The sequence below is a fragment of the Ruegeria sp. E8 genome (assembly GCF_056533985.1).
Genome location: NZ_JBQFOY010000006.1, coordinates 206,507 through 222,882, shown reverse-complemented (window position 1 = coordinate 222,882; position 16,376 = coordinate 206,507). Strand labels below are relative to the sequence as shown.

Genomic DNA, 16,376 nt, shown 5'->3' with positions numbered 1-16,376 from the left:
CTTGTAAGCCACTGTTAAGAAACAATTAAGGGCCGCCAAATGGCAGCCCTTTAAGCGGATTTTGTTACCGCGATCAGTTGGCTTGGCGGCGCAGGAAGGCCGGGATTTCGATGCGATCCTGGTCCGGATCGGCCTCATCCTGAATCGGTGCCGTGGCCTCAGACTGGCGCAAAACGGGCTGCTGACGCGCCGGTTGTGCCGGTGTATCCGGGGCGTGACCGGTCATACGATCAATCAGGCGATTGAAGCCAAAACGCGAGCGTTCTTCCGGCTCGGGCTGCGAAACCGCCTCGGGCTGACGCGGTGCAGCATGGCGCTGCGGAGCCGATGGAACCTTCTGCACCGCCGCCTGCAAACGCTGGAGCGCCTCGGGCGACGGAGTGCCTGCGGCAGCGTGTCCGCGCGGCGCCACGAAGGCTTCCGGTGCAGGTTCAACATGCTCGGGCTGCGGTTCGAATTCAGCGACGCGCGGCTGGTAGGCTGGCGGCGGCAGGCCGTCCTCCTCACGCTCGTCACGCGGCTGGAACTGCGGTTGCGTGGGCTCAGCGGCTTCGAACAGCGATGGTTCGCGGTTTTCTTCCGGCTGCGGGGCAGGCTCTGCCATTTCGGCAGCGACCGGCGCTTCTTCCTGAACATGGTCTTCCGCCGAAACGGTGCGGGTCAGCGGTTCGGACATCGAGCGACGCGCGACCGGAACCTCGGTGGTTTTTTCTGTGGCGTCGATACCAGTTGCAACAACCGATACGCGCATGCCACCTTCCATGACCGTGTCCAGCGTCGAGCCGACGATGATGTTGGCCTCGGGGTCTACTTCCTCGCGGATGCGGTTGGCGGCTTCATCCAGTTCGAACAGGGTCAGGTCGTGCGAACCGGTGATGTTGATCAGAACGCCCTTGGCACCCTTGAGGCTGATTTCGTCCAGCAGCGGGTTGGCGATGGCTTTTTCCGCCGCCTGGATGGCGCGATCTTCGCCGGTTGCTTCGCCGGTGCCCATCATCGCCTTGCCCATCTCGTCCATTACGGCGCGAACGTCGGCGAAGTCGAGGTTGATCAGGCCCGGGCGCACCATCAGGTCGGTCACACCTTTGACGCCCTGATAGAGCACGTCATCGGCCATCGAGAACGCTTCGGTAAAGGTGGTCTTTTCGTTGGCCAGACGGAACAGGTTCTGGTTCGGGATGATGATCAGCGTGTCGACAACCTGTTGCAGCGCTTCGACGCCATCCTCGGCCTGACGCATCCGCTTGGCCCCTTCGAACTGGAAGGGCTTGGTGACAACGCCAACGGTCAGAACGCCCAGTTCACGAGCGGCCTGCGCGATGATCGGAGCAGCGCCGGTGCCTGTACCGCCGCCCATGCCGGCGGTGATGAAGCACATATGCGCGCCTGCCAGGTGATCGACGATCTGTTCAATGCTTTCTTCGGCGGCGGCTGCGCCTACAGTCGGGCGGGCCCCTGCCCCCAGACCTTCGGTAACCTTCACGCCCAGTTGCACGCGCGCCGAGGACTGGCTTTGTTGCAGCGCCTGCGCGTCGGTGTTGGCGACCACGAAATCAACGCCGTCCAGTTGTTTTTCAATCATGTTGTTGACAGCGTTTCCGCCTGCACCGCCAACGCCGAATACTGTAATCCGAGGCTTCAGTTCGTCTTGCCCGGGCATCGAAAGGTTCAATGTCATGCTCTGTCCGCCTGTATTTATGTTCCGCCAAAGCGGTGTTTTTCTTACCTATCCTTGTTCGATTCTAGCGGCCTGATGCGAAAAGGTCACGTCAAAAATCGCGATTCACCACAAAATATGGAGGAAATAAGGCATGAACCGGCGGCATTTCGCAGGCACTGCCAGATATAGCGGAAACATCGGCGACCATCACAAGACAACCGGCATGAGCGCGAAGACTCATCCGTTCATCACGCCTTGGCCATCCATCATTTACACTGCGGAAAACTGCTCAGGTCCTGCCGCGAGGCCTCTGCCGGGCCTTGTGGATATCTTTAGGGATAAATCGACGCGCTGCAACCGGTTTCTTTAGCTGAGCGGGGCACTTGGACAGTTCAGACTGCTTTCCGTGATACTGCGCACCTCTTGGATTTCCCCGTCGGCAAGCGAAGCCAGCCTCACCATCAGGCGGCCTTCGTGCAGGAAGGGCCACCAGCAGACGGGAATTCCATCCGGATCGTTATCATAGAGAAAGCAAATCTGACCATTGGGCGTGGTGATCTGCCCATAGACACAGCCCTGCCCTACTTCACGCCAGACCGAGACGCGGCGGTTCAGAAACTGCTCGGTCCCGACAAGATCGCCGCTGCGAATCTCGTAGAATGTGAGGGTTTTGCCAACGGCTGCATCCAGAAACGCCTCGGGCGTGATCATGGTTTGGGCGGATACCCAGCCGGGCAGCAGGGCCGCGCAGAGGGCGGCCCGGCACAGGGTTCTACCAATTGTCACGGAACCACCGGACGGCGCGTTTGAACGGGCGCGCGGCGTAGGTGTCGACCGGGATTTCGAAATCCCACCATTCGTCTTGCGGATGGGCTGCAAACAGGCTGAGCCCCACGGCGGATGAGAACCCCGGCCCGGTGGCCGATTGCGGCAGGCCATGCACGCGCAGCGGGCGGCCCAGGCGCACGCGCTGACCCAGAATACGGGTGGCGAGGCCATCCAGCCCCATGATCTGACTGCCACCGCCGGTCAGAACAATCTGCTGGCTTGGCATATGTTCAAACCCGGCGGCGTCCAGCCGCACGCGTACCTCTTCGAGGATCTCCTCGACGCGGGGGCGCATGATGCCGATCAGTTCGGCCCGGCTGACAGTGCGGCGGTCATGTTCCCAGTCGCCGGTGTCGCCGCCGATATCGATCATGTCACGGTCGTCGGCCCCGGTTGCGTGAACGCCGCCATTGAAGGTCTTGATCCGTTCAGCCACAGCCGCAGGCACGCCCAGACCCATCGAGATGTCAGCAGTCACATGATCCCCGCCCATGCGGACGCAATCGGCATAGATCATGTGTTTCTTCATGAAGATCGACACGCTGGTGGTGCCGCCGCCCATGTCGATACAGGCCGCGCCCAGCTCTTGTTCATCCTCGACCAAAGCCGAGATGCCCGAGACATAGGCCGAATTCGCAATCCCGGCGAGTTCCAGATCACAGCGTTTGATGCAGCGCACGATGTTCTGGATTGCCATGGCATCGACGGTCAGCATGTGCATGTCGACAGCCAGGCTTTGCCCCATTTGCCCACGCGGATCGATCAGGCCCGAGCGGTTGTCGAGCGCGAAATTCACCGGCTGCGCGTGCAGCACTTCGCGCCCGTCGCCATAGTCCGGCACGTCGCAGGCGTTCAGTACGCGGCCCACTTCGGCCTCGCTCACCAGTTGGCCGTCCAGATCCACTTGTGCGTCCAATCCGTAAGAGCGCGGGTTCGCACCCGAGAAACAGGCGATGACGTGATCGACGCGGATATCGGCCATCTTCTGTGCCGCTTGCAGCGCGGTTCGGATGGCGCGTTCGGTTTCCTGCATGGCGGTGACTTCGCCAAATTGGACGCCACGCGACCGGGTGGTGGCGGCACCGATGACGCGGAACCCCGTCTGCCCGGCCATCGAGCCGATGGTATTGTCTTCACTCAACCGACCGGTCCCGTCAAAGCGCAGGACAAGGCAGGCGATCTTGGAACTGCCGACATCCAGAATTGCGATCACACCGCGTTGCAATGCCTGCCGCCGCATCTGCCGCATGGCGCGTTGGGACTGATAAAGATCGGTCATCATGGTCGTTACTGCCCGTTACTCACTGTCACTTTTGTGTTCCACCAGTCTTCGCTGGCGGCTTTGGTCATTCGGATGGTTGGACGCTGCCCGAGGCGCATGTCGACCACGGCCACGTCGCGTTCCAGAAGGTCCTGCACCTCGTTCACCGCAAGCACGCGTTCCAGCGCGCGCACCGGGCGGTCGGTGGGCAGCATGATGCGCTGGCCACGGTCCAGAACCAGATCCCAGCGCCGTTCGCCCACGCGCACCAGCCCGCGCACGCGGTTGCCCAGGCTGCGTGAGGTTTGGAGGATTTCCAAGGCTTCGCCCACATGCGCATCCGCACCCGTGCCCGCGATCAGCGGCAGGTCGGCATGGTCCTTGCGAGAGGCGGTTTCCTTGACATGCGCGCCGGTCTCATCAAGCAGTTCGAGCCCATCATGCGTTCGCCAGACGATCACCGGCTGACGCTCGACCACATTTACCTGAAGAATGCCGCCCGGGCGGACGCGCACGGTCGCGGATTTCACCGGGTCCAGACCGGTGATCGTGTCGCGCATCTGCTCGACATCCAGATCCCAGGAACTGATCGGGAAATCCAGTGGGACAACTTCGCGTATATCTTCGGACAGGCTGGCGCCTGCCCCGTCGATGGCCATGAGGTTGACCATGAATTCGGGGCGCTCCTGAATCGAAGTGCGCACGTCGGCAATGTATGCTTCGAGCGCGTCGCGACGGTCCTGCGAGGCGAAGAAAATGCCAACCGCCGCAGCGATGGCGCAGATCGGCAGGCCGACTTTGACGCCAAGGCGAATGCCCGGCGTCAGCATCCAGCGTTGCAGCCGATAGCTGAGACGAGACGGCGCAGGGTCACTGCGTCTTGCGGTGCGGGAAAACACCCGCGCGCCGCGCAAGCGCAAAAGCGGTTCGACCTCGTGCGAGTCCGTGTCGGCCGAGGCGAAATCGGCATCCGGCCCCGCAAGAGGTTTGCTGCGGTGGATTTCCAGTGAACGGCTGGCGGTTAGCGGTCGCATGAAGCGTCCTCCACCATCCAGGCGCAGAGCTGGCCGAATGTCATACCCAGATGAGCGGCCTGTTCCGGGACCAGAGAGGTTGGCGTCATGCCGGGCTGAGTGTTGGTTTCCAGCAGGAACAACCCATCGGCACCCAAGCTGTCATCCCAGCGATAATCGGTGCGGGACACACCCTTGCACCCCAGCACGTTGTGCGCCCGCACGGCATAGTCCATGCAGCGGTCGAAGATATCCTGCGGGATATCGGCGGGCAGAACATGCCACGAGCCGCCGGGCTTGTACTTAGCGTCGTAATCGTACCAGCCGCCGTCGGTCATGATCTCGGTCACAGTCAGGGCGCGGTCGCCCATCACGGTCACGGTGAGCTCGCGGCCCGCCACGTATTTCTCGACCATCACCAGATCGGGCATCGCCTCGTCCAGCTGCGGCGGACCATTGGCGTTTTCATGCACAATATAAATACCGACGCTGGAGCCTTCGTTGTTGGGCTTGGCCACGTAGGGCGGCTCCATCACGTGAACTTCGACGACTTCGACCTTGGGGACGATGACGCTGGGAACCACGGGCAGCCCTTCGGCCTGATACACTTCCTTGCTGCGCTGTTTGTCCATCGCCAACGCCGAGGCCAGCACACCGGAATGGGTGTAAGGGATACGCATCCACTCCAGCAGGCCCTGAACACAGCCGTCTTCGCCCCAGCGGCCATGCAGGGCGTTGAAAACCACATCCGGCTTGATGTCCATAAGGCGTGCGTAGAGGTCGGGACCTGCGTCCAGTTCGACCACTTCAAAGCCTTCTCCCACAAGGGCGGCTGCGCATTCGCGCCCAGAGCTGAGAGACACCTCGCGTTCCGCCGAGGGTCCACCCATCAATACCGCCACTTTGGGGTTTGTCCTGCTCAACATTCCCAACGTGCGCCTCAATGTCCCCGGACCTTATGTAGTGGTCCGTACTGCGTTTATGCCTTTGATCCGTCGCCTGAATTTGCCTGTTATGGTCTGACGGTTGGGGCTTTATTCTGTCAGCGGATCGCCGACCCGCATGATTTCCCACTCTAGCGTGATGCCGCTTGTTTCGTAAACCTTTTTTCGCACCTCTTCGCCCAGACCTTCGAGGTCGGCGGCGGTGGCAGTGCCGGTATTGATCAGGAAATTCGAGTGCTTGGGGCTCATTTGCGCGCCGCCTTTGGTGGCGCCACGCATCCCGGCGTCGTCGATCACTTTCCACGCCTTGAGGTCATGCACGTCATCCGCTTGCCCGGTCGAGGAAAACCCCGCCGGGTTGCGAAATGTCGATCCGGCGCTGCGGTCTTTGGTCGGCTGGGTTTCGTCGCGCTTTTTCAATTGCGCCGCCATCCGGGCATGGAGGTCTTCTGGATTGCCCGAAGGGCCTTCGAACGTGGCCGACACCAGCACTGCGCCTTCGGGCAGGTCGGTCTGGCGATAGCGGAAGTTCAGATCTTCGGGCATCAGCTCCACAAGGTCCCCTTGCCGTGTGACGATGGTGGCCTTACGCAGAACGTCTGCCGTATAGCTGCCATAGCAGCCCGCATTCATCCGCACCGCCCCACCGATCGAGCCGGGAATAGTGCGCAGAAAGGTGAGGTCCACACCAGCATCCGCTGCCTTGCGCGCCACATGCGCATCCAGCGCAGCGGCTCCTGCGGTGACAGTGTTGCCCTCGACCGAGATGGTATTGAACCCGCGCCCCAGCCGGATCACCACCGCCCGCAGGCCGCCGTCGCGCACGATAAGGTTCGAACCGACGCCCATCGGAAAAACGGGTGCGTCGGCGGGCAATTGCCGCAGGAATGCTTGCAGGTCTTCAATATCGGCAGGTTGGAACAAGTAGTCCGCTGGGCCACCAACGCGGAGCCATGTGAGGTCGGAAAGGGCGCGCGCCTCGGACAGTCGGCCTCGGGGGGAGGGAAACGGCGTCATGCGGCCGCTCGCGCCGCCAGGCTGCGTCCGCCGACACCACCCATGATCGCCGCAAAGAGGAAGGGAAGAACTCCGGCCGTCAGCCAGACCAGCGGGCCGAACGCCTTTTCTTCGGCACCCGTTCCGACGCCGGCCAGTACAACAATCAGCGCCAGCCCAACGGCCGAGGCCAGCCCGATCAGCCATAACAGGCCGCGCAGACCCAGCCAGCGGCCTGCCGTGAAACCGGCGGCGGCACCGAGAAGGAAGGAAAGAACTGGCAGATAGGCAAATGTGGTGACCGACGCCATGGCGGACCTCCTGAACTTGGCCGGTTATTCGTCAGCCGCCTTCATGCCCTGCAATTTCATCTTTGTCCAACGGGTCAGATAAATTACAGGCCAGCGCAGCATGGACATGCCCATGGCCAGCACCAGCAAGCCGATCCACGGGCCGTTCTGGTAGGTAACGTATCCCAGAATCGGAATGCCCACTGCGATCAGGAAATAGGCGCGAGTCCAGTGGTTGTCTTTGCTTGGGATCATTGCCAGCAGATTCGCGGATACCCCCCAAAGACCGGCAAGAGCGATGGACCAGTTCATTCCATGACCTCCCGCCGCACCCATTTCCGCCAATAGTACCGAATGGGGTTGCGGAACATCGAGGCAAACCCGCCGAATGCAAGAACCGACCAGAACCAGCCATGGTCATAGCCCAGCCAGACGATCAGAACAGGCGCACAGATCAGCAGGGCGAAACCCGGCGGGAATTGCAGCCGCATCGGCAAGAACGCCACAATCGTGGCGCAAATTACCCAGAGGGCGGCAAGGATCATCGAATAGTCCATCTGTCCCCTCCGAGGACATGCGACAGGCGCGGGCAGGTTACCACACTTTCAGGTTGTGCACCAAACCGAAGGGAAGTCAAACAGCTTGTTTTCGTTGCAATCTCTCGGGCAGTCCATTGGCCCAGGCGCTGATCGTACCGGCGCCGAGGCAGACGACCATGTCGCCCGGGCGGGCCTGTTCCCGCACGAGGCGTTCCAGGTCTTCTTCGTTCAGGATCGCGCGGGCGTGGCGGTGGCCGTGACGGATCAGGCCCTGCACCAGATCGTCGCGCGATGCGCCTTCGATCGGGTCCTCTCCGGCGGCGAAGACCTCGGCGATGGCCACGACGTCGGCGTCATTGAAGCAGGTGCAGAAATCGTCAAACAGGTTGGACAGGCGGGAATAGCGGTGCGGCTGGTGGACGGCGATCACACGGCCTTCGGTCGCTTGGCGCGCGGCTTTTAGAACTGCCGCAATTTCAACCGGGTGGTGGCCATAGTCGTCGATGATGGTGACGCCGTCGACTTCTCCGACCTTCGTAAAGCGACGGTTCACACCGCCGAAATTGGCCAGTGCCTCGCGAATTTCCGAAGCCTTCATACCCAGATGGCGGGCAACAGCCACAGCGGACAATGCGTTCGAGACGTTGTGGTCGCCCGGCATCGGCAGGGTGCAACCTTCGATCACCTTGTCTTCGTATTGCAGGTGAATGTCGAAATGCGCGACGCCGCCTTTGTAGGTCAGGTTCTCGGCCCGCACATCGGCCTGCGCATTGAAGCCATAGGTGCGCACGCGGCGGTCGGTGATGCGCCCGACCAGCGCCTGTACCTCGGCATGATCGGTGCAGCAGACGGCCAGCCCGTAGAATGGCAGGTTCGAGACAAACTCGTAAAACCCGTCACGCAACTGGTCGAAATCGCCCCAATGCTCCATATGCTCGGGATCGATATTGGTGACGATGGCGATGGTTGCGGGCAGACGGTTGAACGAACCATCGCTCTCATCCGCCTCGACCACCATCCATTCGCCCTGCCCCATCCGTGCGTTCGAGCCATAGGCATGGATAATGCCGCCATTGATCACGGTCGGGTCGAAATCGCCTGCCACCATCAGCTCGGCCATCATGGTGGTGGTCGTGGTCTTGCCGTGGGTTCCAGCGATGGCGATGTTCGAGCGCAGGCGCATCAGCTCGGCCAGCATGTCAGCCCGGCGAACAACGGGCAGGCCCTGGGCGCGGGCCTCATCCAGTTCGGGGTTGCCCGGTTTGATAGCGGTCGAAACGACCACAACGGCTGCGTTTTCAAGGTTTTCAGCGCGCTGGCCGACGAAGATCTCGGCCCCCAGACTTGCCAGCCGGTCGGTGATCTTGGATGCCTTGAGGTCCGAGCCCTGCACCCGGTAACCCAGATTCAAAAGCACCTCGGCGATGCCTGACATCCCGATCCCGCCGATTCCAACGAAGTGAATCGGTCCTACGTCCTGCGGCAGTTTGGTTGCTGGATTCATGTGGTCTCCTTCTGCGCCAGTTGTTCGACAAGGGCTGTCAGACGCTCGGTGGCATCGGGCGCCCCAACCGACAAGGCGGCATGGGCCATTTTCTGTGCGGCTGCGGGGTTGGTGAGAACCGTGGTCATCTGCTCGGTCAGCGACGAAACGTCAAGGGCGTTTTCGGGGATCATGATCGCGCCGCCCGCCTGCACCAGCCCGCGCGCATTGGCCGTTTGGTGGTCACCTGCGGCGGCGGCGAAGGGGATCAGAACCGAAGGTCTTCCGATCACGGATATATCCGCGACCGAGGACGCGCCCGACCGCGATATGACCAGTTGCGCGTCGGACATGCGGCGGGGCACGTCGTCGAAAAAGGGCTGAACCTCGGCGCGGATGCCATGTTCGGCGTAAAAGGCGGTCACTCGTTCGCCATCTTCGTCGCGCGCCTGATGCGAGACGCGAATGAAACCGCGCAGATGTTCCGGCAGGGCCGCAATCGCGCCAGGCACAACATCACTGAGGATGCGCGCACCCTGACTCCCGCCCATCACCAGAACCGACATCGGGTAGTCGCCCGGCGGGATATAGGGGGCTGCTGCGCGCTCAAGAACAGCGGCCCGAACCGGGTTGCCGGTATGGATGCCATGCGCGCCCTCGGGCAGATCAGTGGGCCAGACACCGCAGGCCACCTGCGCAACGCGGGTGGCAAACAACTGGTTCACCCGACCCAGCACACCGTTCTGTTCGTGGATCATGCGCGGGATTTTCAGCATTGTCGCCGCGCCCAGCGCCGGGATTGAGGGATAGCCGCCGAAGCCCACGACAACATCGGGCTTATCCCGCATCATCTGGAAGGCCATGCTTGCAACGCCGCCCGCAATCTTGGGACCGACCAGCGCCTTGGCCGCCAGCCCGCCGCGCGCGAAGGTGGCCGAAGAGGCCTCGACAATCTCGGTCGAGTGCGGAAAGCCACCGGTATAGCGCGCACCGCGCGGATCGGTGGACAGACGCACGCGCCAGCCTTTGTGCAGCATCGCTTCGGCCAGCGCCTGAGCGGGGAACATGTGGCCCCCGGTACCGCCAGCCGCAATCAACAGGTAAGGGTTCCCCATTATCCTCTTCCGCGCAGAATATCACCAAGTTCGCCTTGTGGGCGGGTGCGGGTAAACGCCAAAAGCATGCCGACCGCAATGCCCCCCGCGATCAGCGAGGACCCACCATAGCTGACGAAGGGCAACGTCATGCCCTTGGCGGGTAACAGGCGGACGGCCACACCCATGTTGATCATGGCCTGAACACCGAACATGCAGGCCAGCCCGGTTCCGGCGAGACGGATGAACATGTCACGCTCGCGCATCAGGCGCAGCAGCGAGCGCACGACAATGATCGAATACAGCGCGATGATGATCAGCACCAGGATCAGGCCGTATTCCTCGGCAGCGACGGCAATGATGAAATCGGTATGCGCGTCAGGCAGCGACCATTTCACCTGCCCCTCGCCCACACCAACACCAAAGAGACCACCTTCACGGATGGCGTTGGTGGCATAGCCAAGCTGGGTGGTCGGATCGACCTCTTGATTCAGGAAGCCATCGATGCGGCGGGCGAAGTGTTCGGAATTTGAATAGGCGAACATGCCGCCCAGCACGACAGCGCCGGCCATGCCGACCAGCAGCAGCATCGGTGCCCCGGCGACGAAATACATTACGCCCCAGCCGAACAGGATCAGGCAGGCCTGACCGAAATCGGGCTGCATCACCAGCATCCCCACGATTGCTATGCACAGAGCAAAGGACCACAACCGCCCCGGCGGGCCGTTGATTTCCTGCGAGGCGGCCAAAAGCCAAGCGGCCACGACGATGAAGCCGGGTTTCAGAAACTCGGACGGTTGCAGCGAAGCAAAGCCCAGCGAGTACCAACGCACCGCCCCCTTGCCAAAATCGGTCCCGAAGACCGGCAGGAAGACCAGCGCCACAAAGGCCCCGAGAAAACCCAGCACCGCCAGACGCCGCACCAGGGTCGGAGACATCATCGAGGTGAGCAGCATCGCGATCAGCGCCAATCCGCCGAAGATGGCCTGACGTTCGACATAGTGGAAGGGATCGAACCCGTTTCGACCGGCCAGTGGCGGCGACGAGGCCAGCCCCAGTAACAACCCGATGGTAAAAAGGATCAGAACGCAGGACATGGTCCAGCGATCAATTGTACGCCACCATTTCGGTAGAATCGGTTCTCCGCGCTGGTCCTGGACCGCGCCATACACCATCTCAGTCATGAGATACCGCCACTCTCTGCCTCGTTAACGTCCCGTTTTCGGGATCTGTTTGAGAGTCTACAGGGATTTTTGTGTTTGGGCTAGCGGAATGAAGGGAATACGCAGAAATCAACCTGCGATGTGCGCGCGCATCCTCATTCGCCTCTGGCTGACATCAGAGTTTGTGATCTTGGCCGCGTCAGTTATTGGATCGGCATGCGATCAGATCCGCAAGATAAGCTGCCTTACGCTAGTCTTTGATCGGATAGCGGTCGGGCTCTTCAAACACGTCGATGACACGTGACCCCGCCGTGATAACGCCTCCGTGCTCCACTCCGGCCGGGATCGAATAGCTGTCGCCGGGGAGGTAAATGTTGGTTTGATCCCCTATTGTGAGTTCAATTTTCCCCTCAATCACCGTCCCCCATTGGGCTCCATGTGAATGCAAAGGAAGCTCCATATCCTTCAGAAAAGTAAAAAACGCGACCAAACCGGCGTCGGATCGAATGACAGCCGTCTGCACCACGTCCTCAGGAAACGGCACGTCCAGCTTTGGAAAAGACGTTATAAACTCAGGAAATTGCATCTGAAATTCCTTTTCTAAGTGGCTTTGTCCATAATCCTGTCATAATGACGGAAGCATGACAGTGCCCTGAACATCTGACAATCTGCATTCAAGTTGACGTTAAGTTAATGGGTACACAGTTGATGCGTCTCGTGCCTTGCGTCGGCAAGAGCACTTGCCATCCCCCTTAATCCACGCCATGCGCAGCCTATGAAGTTCGACACGATCATCCTTGGTGCCGGTGCTGCCGGCATGATGTGCGCGGCCCATTGCGGCGGGCGCGTGCTGGTGATCGACCATGCCAAGGCACCGGGCGAGAAAATCCGCATCTCGGGCGGTGGGCGCTGCAACTTTACCAACATGTATGCGGGGCCGGGCAACTTCCTGTCGCAGAACCCACATTTCTGCAAATCAGCGCTGGCACGTTATACACAGTGGGATTTTATTGATCTGGTTGGGCGCTATGGCATTGCCTGGCATGAGAAAACGCTGGGGCAATTGTTCTGCGACGGGTCGTCGAAACAGATCATCCAGATGTTGTTGGACGAGATGAGCAAGGCAGGTGCCGAGCTGTGGGTGCAAACCTCGCTGCGTGATCTGCGCAAGGCTGACAGCGGGTTTGTGCTGGAGGTCGAACGCGACGGGCAGCGCCTGCCCCTGACCTGCGCCAATCTGGTGCTGGCCACGGGTGGCAAGTCGATCCCCAAGATGGGCGCGACCGGGTTGGCCTATGACATTGCCGGGCAATTCGGCCTGCGCGTAACCGACACGCGCGCCGCGTTGGTGCCGTTCACCTTTTCTGATGGGCGCTTCAAGGATCTGTCCGGTGTGTCCCTGCCTGCTCGGCTGTCAAACGACCGCACCGGCTTTGATGAGGCGCTGCTGTTCACTCATCGCGGCCTCAGCGGGCCGTCGGTGTTGCAACTGTCATCCTATTGGCACGAGGGTGAGTCGATCCGGGTCAATCTGATCCCCGATCTGCCACTGTTCGACCTGTTGCGCACGCAGCGGCAGAGCGCAGGCCGCAAGGCTTTGACAACCGAACTGGCCCGCCATCTGCCTGCCCGGCTGGTGGAGCATCTGAGCAAGATCATCCCGATGTCCGGAAATCTGGCGGATCAGTCGGATGCGAAGCTGACAGACCTGATCGCAGCCCTGTCCGAGTGGCAATTGGTGCCATCAGGCACCGAGGGGTATCGCACGGCTGAGGTCACGCTGGGCGGGATCGACACTGACGATCTGTCCTCGAAAACGATGGAGGCCAAGGATGTCCCTGGCCTCTATACGATTGGCGAAGCTGTGGATGTCACCGGCTGGTTGGGCGGCTACAATTTCCAGTGGGCCTGGTCATCAGGCCATGCCGCTGGGATTGCGATTGCCGCCAAAAGCTAACCTGCGCTTCCGAATACGCGGCCTTAGCCGACGACGTTATACCCGCGTCCGCGCATACAGTTGCGCACGATCACTTCCTGATTCTGAGTGTTGTTGATCGCGCTTGCACCGGCACCGATCAGGGCACCGGCTGCTGCGGCACGGCCCAGATCGCTGGCGCTGTTGTCGATGATCGCCGTGGTCGCCGCCGCACCGGCCGCGCCGATGGCTGCGGCACCTGCGGTGTTGCTGTCCAGCGTCGGCTGAGACCGCGCCAGCGCCTGACAATTGGCCAGATCAGATTGATAGTTAGGCCCCACCGCCCCGTCGATGATCGGTACGTAATTCGCCCCGCTATTGGCACAGGCACTGGCCAGCGCAACCACGGGAAGAGCCAAGAATACTTTGCGTGCAGACATATCCGCTACCTCTTTGTGAACTGAAGGTGACGCAACCTTACTTCCCACAAAGTGTCAATCTGATTGGAAAAAGTCCAGATCAACCGGCAGGGCATCGCCTTACGTCAGGCGTTTGCGCACCTGTTCGGCAAAGTCATCGCCGCGCTGCTCAAAATTGTCATACTGATCGAAGCTGGCCGCGGCTGGGGCCAGCAGCACGGTATCGCCTGCCTTGGCATCTTCCATGGCCTGCGCCACGGCGGACTCCATCGTGGTGCAAACCTGCGCATCGGCTTCAAGCTGCATCGCAAAACCCGCCGCTTCGCGACCGATCACATAGGCCTTGAGAACCTGATCCGCTGCCGCGTTCAGGGCTGCGATGCCGCCCTCTTTCTCGAGCCCACCGCAAATCCAGCGAATCTTCTTGAACGCGGTCAGCGCTTTCAGGGCACTGTCGACATTGGTCGCCTTGGAATCGTTGACGTAAGTAACCCCATTCGCCTCGGCGATGATCTGGCTGCGATGCGGCAGGCCCGGATAGGAGTGCAGCGCATCCTCGATCACACGCGGCGCAAGGCCCAGCGACCGGCAGGCGGCGTAAGCCGCGCAGGCGTTCTGGTGGTTATGCGCACCGGGCAGTCCCTTGATCGTACGCAGATCGATGGAGCCAGTTTGACGCTCCTTGCGGTACTCTGACAGGAACCCTTTGCGCGCGAACACCTGCCAGCCCGGCCCGGTCAGTTTCCGCGCCACAGATATACGGATTACCCGGTCATCCGTCGGCCCTTCGGACAGTTGCCCCGCCAGAAACGCGCCTTCTATCTCATCGACACCGATGATCGCGCGATCCGGGCCGCCTTCGGCAAAGAGGCGTCGTTTGGCCGCGAAATACCCGCCCATGCCGCCGTGACGGTCCAGATGATCGGGTGAAAGGTTGGTGAACACCGCCACATCGGGGGTCAAAGCGCGGGCCAGTTCCGTCTGATAGCTGCTGAGTTCCAGCACTACGACCGAGCCATCGCCACCCGGATCGATATCCAGAACTCCGCGACCTATATTGCCAGCCAACTGCGCCTCGCGCCCGGCCTCGGTCAGGATGTGGTGGATCAGTGCCGCCGTGGTGGATTTCCCGTTCGACCCTGTCACCGCAATCACGCGCGGCGGGGTGTCATAGTTGTTCCATTCCGGCCCCGCGAAGGAGCGGAAGAACAGGCCAATGTCATTGTCCACCGGCACGCCTGCGTCCAAGGCTGCGGTGACCACCGGGTTCGGTTCCGGATAGAGATGTGGAATGCCCGGTGAGACGATCAGCGAAGCGATGCCCTCAAACGCCCCATGCTTGCGCAGGTCAGTGCAGGTGAAGCCTTCACTTTCGGCGGTTTCACGGGCTGCCGGGTTGTCATCCCAGCAAACCGGTTCCGCCCCGCCAGCACGCAGCGCGCGCGCGGTGGCCAGGCCGGATCGGCCCAGCCCCAGAACGGCTACTTTCTGTCCTGAAAAGCCTTTGACCGCGATCATCCTGCTCACCCTCTTTGATTTGGAATTGGAGGCCACACTGCACCGAAGAAAATCACAATGACAAGGGGCGCGTCAGGCGCGCGCGGCAGCGCGAGCCGGGCCCAACAGGTGGCAGGAGGACCGCAGGTCCTCCGAACCTGGCGGGAGCGTTACCTTACCTTCAGCGTCGCCAGACCGATCATCGCCAGGATCAGCGAGATGATCCAAAAGCGGATCACGATGGTCGGTTCAGCCCAGCCTTTTTTCTCATAGTGGTGGTGGATCGGGGCCATCAGGAAGACCCGTTTGCCCGTGCGTTTGAAATAGAGGACCTGAATGATCACACTCAGCGCCTCGACCACGAACAGGCCACCGACCACGGCGAGAACCAGTTCGTGTTTGGTGGCCACGGCGATGGCGCCCAGCGCGCCGCCGAGGGCCAGCGATCCGGTGTCACCCATGAACACCGCCGCCGGCGGGGCGTTGTACCAGAGGAACCCAAGGCCCGCTCCGAAAAGCGCAGAGGTGAAGATGAATATCTCACCCGTGCCCGGGACGTAATGCACATCGAGATATTCGGTAAAGTCGACCCGCCCCACCGCATAGGCGATGATGCCGAGGGTCGAGGCCGCGATCATCGCGGGCATGATGGCCAGGCCGTCCAGACCGTCGGTCAGGTTCACCGCATTGGCGGCCCCTACGATCACGACAATCGAAAACGGGATATAGAAGATGCCGAGATTGACCAGCGTGTCCTTGAAGACGGGCACGGCCAGTTGGCTCTGCAGGGCTTCGGGATGGTGCAGCGTCGCCCAAAGCGAGGCCAGAACGGCAATAATCACACCCAAAGCCAGGCGCATCCTGCCTGAAACCCCTTGCGTGTTCTGTTTTGAAACCTTGGCGTAGTCATCCGCGAACCCGATGGCCGCATATGACAAGGTCACGAACAGCACCATCCAGACATAGGGATTGTCCAACCGCGCCCAGATCAGGGTCGAGGTCACGAGGGCACCGACAATCAGCAAGCCACCCATGGTCGGCGTGCCTGCTTTGGAAAAATGCCCCTCGGGGCCGTCATCGCGGATTGGCTGACCCTTGCCCTGCTTTTTACGCAGCACGTTGATCAGGGGTTTTCCGAAGAGGAACCCAAAAATCAGCGCGGTCATGAAGGCACCGCCTGCGCGGAAGGTGATATACCGGAAGAGGTTCCAGAAATCCCCTCCGTCCGACAGGGCGGTCAACCAGTACAGCATGACAATACCTTTCTCAAACGA

General features: G+C 61.2%; 17 protein-coding genes. 1 reads left to right on the top strand and 16 read right to left on the bottom strand.

The window, feature by feature from the left end:
• Window positions 1-73: 73 nt before the first annotated feature.
• The 13 genes from ftsZ to ACR0LF_RS10935 form a co-directional block, all read right to left on the bottom strand.
• The gene (gene ftsZ / locus ACR0LF_RS10995; RefSeq protein ID WP_480578600.1) at window positions 74-1,678 is read right to left on the bottom strand and encodes a cell division protein FtsZ; all 1,605 of its coding nucleotides are present in this window, start codon (window positions 1,676-1,678) and stop codon (window positions 74-76) included.
• Window positions 1,679-2,026: 348 nt separating this feature from the next.
• On the bottom strand, window positions 2,027-2,446 hold the full coding sequence (locus tag ACR0LF_RS10990) for a hypothetical protein (protein WP_480578598.1): 420 nt from the start codon (window positions 2,444-2,446) through the stop codon (window positions 2,027-2,029).
• Window positions 2,433-3,767: a cell division protein FtsA gene (ftsA, locus tag ACR0LF_RS10985; RefSeq protein ID WP_480578596.1), complete on the bottom strand. Its 1,335-nt coding sequence runs from the start codon at window positions 3,765-3,767 to the stop codon at window positions 2,433-2,435. Before ftsA ends, ACR0LF_RS10990 begins: the two co-directional genes overlap by 14 nt.
• 8 nt (window positions 3,768-3,775) lie before the next feature.
• Complete coding sequence (locus ACR0LF_RS10980) at window positions 3,776-4,783, bottom strand: cell division protein FtsQ/DivIB (protein WP_480578594.1); 1,008 nt, start codon at window positions 4,781-4,783, stop codon at window positions 3,776-3,778.
• Window positions 4,771-5,688, bottom strand: coding sequence for a D-alanine--D-alanine ligase (locus ACR0LF_RS10975; protein ID WP_480578592.1), 918 nt, complete (start codon window positions 5,686-5,688; stop codon window positions 4,771-4,773). The genes ACR0LF_RS10980 and ACR0LF_RS10975 overlap by 13 nt, the downstream gene beginning before the upstream one ends.
• 108 nt (window positions 5,689-5,796) lie before the next feature.
• Window positions 5,797-6,723 carry a UDP-N-acetylmuramate dehydrogenase gene (gene murB, locus ACR0LF_RS10970; RefSeq protein WP_480578590.1) on the bottom strand — a complete coding sequence of 309 codons (927 nt, stop codon included), beginning with the start codon at window positions 6,721-6,723 and terminating at the stop codon, window positions 5,797-5,799.
• Complete coding sequence (locus ACR0LF_RS10965; protein ID WP_480578588.1) at window positions 6,720-7,013, bottom strand: hypothetical protein; 294 nt, start codon at window positions 7,011-7,013, stop codon at window positions 6,720-6,722. Before ACR0LF_RS10965 ends, murB begins: the two co-directional genes overlap by 4 nt.
• A 24-nt stretch (window positions 7,014-7,037) precedes the next feature.
• Window positions 7,038-7,304, bottom strand: coding sequence for a DUF2484 family protein (locus tag ACR0LF_RS10960; RefSeq protein ID WP_480578586.1), 267 nt, complete (start codon window positions 7,302-7,304; stop codon window positions 7,038-7,040).
• Window positions 7,301-7,549 carry a DUF2484 family protein gene (locus tag ACR0LF_RS10955; RefSeq protein WP_480578584.1) on the bottom strand — a complete coding sequence of 83 codons (249 nt, stop codon included), beginning with the start codon at window positions 7,547-7,549 and terminating at the stop codon, window positions 7,301-7,303. The genes ACR0LF_RS10960 and ACR0LF_RS10955 overlap by 4 nt, the downstream gene beginning before the upstream one ends.
• Before the next feature lie 76 nt (window positions 7,550-7,625).
• Window positions 7,626-9,035 carry a UDP-N-acetylmuramate--L-alanine ligase gene (gene murC, locus ACR0LF_RS10950; RefSeq protein ID WP_480578582.1) on the bottom strand — a complete coding sequence of 470 codons (1,410 nt, stop codon included), beginning with the start codon at window positions 9,033-9,035 and terminating at the stop codon, window positions 7,626-7,628.
• Window positions 9,032-10,129: a UDP-N-acetylglucosamine--N-acetylmuramyl-(pentapeptide) pyrophosphoryl-undecaprenol N-acetylglucosamine transferase gene (locus ACR0LF_RS10945; protein WP_480578580.1), complete on the bottom strand. Its 1,098-nt coding sequence runs from the start codon at window positions 10,127-10,129 to the stop codon at window positions 9,032-9,034. The genes murC and ACR0LF_RS10945 overlap by 4 nt, the downstream gene beginning before the upstream one ends.
• Window positions 10,129-11,292, bottom strand: a complete 1,164-nt coding sequence (ftsW, locus tag ACR0LF_RS10940) for a putative lipid II flippase FtsW (protein WP_480578578.1) — start codon at window positions 11,290-11,292, stop codon at window positions 10,129-10,131. Before ftsW ends, ACR0LF_RS10945 begins: the two co-directional genes overlap by 1 nt.
• Before the next feature lie 229 nt (window positions 11,293-11,521).
• Window positions 11,522-11,857 (bottom strand): cupin domain-containing protein, encoded by a 336-nt coding sequence (locus tag ACR0LF_RS10935; protein ID WP_480578576.1) that lies wholly within the window; start codon window positions 11,855-11,857, stop codon window positions 11,522-11,524.
• A 189-nt stretch (window positions 11,858-12,046) separates the two neighbouring features.
• Here ACR0LF_RS10935 and ACR0LF_RS10930 point away from each other — a divergent pair, with 189 nt between their 5' ends.
• Window positions 12,047-13,228, top strand: coding sequence for a BaiN/RdsA family NAD(P)/FAD-dependent oxidoreductase (locus ACR0LF_RS10930; RefSeq protein WP_480578574.1), 1,182 nt, complete (start codon window positions 12,047-12,049; stop codon window positions 13,226-13,228).
• Window positions 13,229-13,251: 23 nt separating this feature from the next.
• On the opposite strand, the gene ACR0LF_RS10925 is transcribed toward ACR0LF_RS10930, so the two are convergent.
• The 3 genes from ACR0LF_RS10925 to mraY all read right to left on the bottom strand — a co-directional run bounded on the left by ACR0LF_RS10925 (window position 13,252) and on the right by mraY (window position 16,355).
• On the bottom strand, window positions 13,252-13,626 hold the full coding sequence (locus tag ACR0LF_RS10925) for a glycine zipper family protein (RefSeq protein WP_480578572.1): 375 nt from the start codon (window positions 13,624-13,626) through the stop codon (window positions 13,252-13,254).
• A 99-nt stretch (window positions 13,627-13,725) separates the two neighbouring features.
• Entirely contained in the window at window positions 13,726-15,123 is a 1,398-nt protein-coding gene (gene murD / locus ACR0LF_RS10920; RefSeq protein ID WP_480578570.1) for a UDP-N-acetylmuramoyl-L-alanine--D-glutamate ligase, read from the bottom strand.
• 149 nt (window positions 15,124-15,272) lie between these two features.
• Window positions 15,273-16,355, bottom strand: a complete 1,083-nt coding sequence (gene mraY / locus ACR0LF_RS10915) for a phospho-N-acetylmuramoyl-pentapeptide-transferase (RefSeq protein WP_480578568.1) — start codon at window positions 16,353-16,355, stop codon at window positions 15,273-15,275.
• Window positions 16,356-16,376: the final 21 nt, after the last annotated feature.

Bases quoted from the DNA above. Each gene is read 5' to 3' on its own strand.
- ftsW (WP_480578578.1), bottom strand. From the start codon at position 11,292: ATGACTGAGATGGTGTATGGCGCGGTCCAGGACCAGCGCGGAGAACCG.
- murC (WP_480578582.1), bottom strand. From the start codon at position 9,035: ATGAATCCAGCAACCAAACTGCCGCAGGACGTAGGACCGATTCACTTC.
- ACR0LF_RS10925 (WP_480578572.1), bottom strand. From the start codon at position 13,626: ATGTCTGCACGCAAAGTATTCTTGGCTCTTCCCGTGGTTGCGCTGGCC.
- ftsZ (WP_480578600.1), bottom strand. From the start codon at position 1,678: ATGACATTGAACCTTTCGATGCCCGGGCAAGACGAACTGAAGCCTCGG.
- ACR0LF_RS10945 (WP_480578580.1), bottom strand. From the start codon at position 10,129: ATGGGGAACCCTTACCTGTTGATTGCGGCTGGCGGTACCGGGGGCCAC.
- mraY (WP_480578568.1), bottom strand. From the start codon at position 16,355: ATGCTGTACTGGTTGACCGCCCTGTCGGACGGAGGGGATTTCTGGAAC.
- murD (WP_480578570.1), bottom strand. From the start codon at position 15,123: ATGATCGCGGTCAAAGGCTTTTCAGGACAGAAAGTAGCCGTTCTGGGG.
- ACR0LF_RS10930 (WP_480578574.1), top strand. From the start codon at position 12,047: ATGAAGTTCGACACGATCATCCTTGGTGCCGGTGCTGCCGGCATGATG.
- ACR0LF_RS10935 (WP_480578576.1), bottom strand. From the start codon at position 11,857: ATGCAATTTCCTGAGTTTATAACGTCTTTTCCAAAGCTGGACGTGCCG.
- murB (WP_480578590.1), bottom strand. From the start codon at position 6,723: ATGACGCCGTTTCCCTCCCCCCGAGGCCGACTGTCCGAGGCGCGCGCC.
- ACR0LF_RS10965 (WP_480578588.1), bottom strand. From the start codon at position 7,013: ATGGCGTCGGTCACCACATTTGCCTATCTGCCAGTTCTTTCCTTCCTT.
- ACR0LF_RS10975 (WP_480578592.1), bottom strand. From the start codon at position 5,688: ATGTTGAGCAGGACAAACCCCAAAGTGGCGGTATTGATGGGTGGACCC.
- ACR0LF_RS10960 (WP_480578586.1), bottom strand. From the start codon at position 7,304: ATGAACTGGTCCATCGCTCTTGCCGGTCTTTGGGGGGTATCCGCGAAT.
- ACR0LF_RS10955 (WP_480578584.1), bottom strand. From the start codon at position 7,549: ATGGACTATTCGATGATCCTTGCCGCCCTCTGGGTAATTTGCGCCACG.
- ACR0LF_RS10980 (WP_480578594.1), bottom strand. From the start codon at position 4,783: ATGCGACCGCTAACCGCCAGCCGTTCACTGGAAATCCACCGCAGCAAA.
- ftsA (WP_480578596.1), bottom strand. From the start codon at position 3,767: ATGACCGATCTTTATCAGTCCCAACGCGCCATGCGGCAGATGCGGCGG.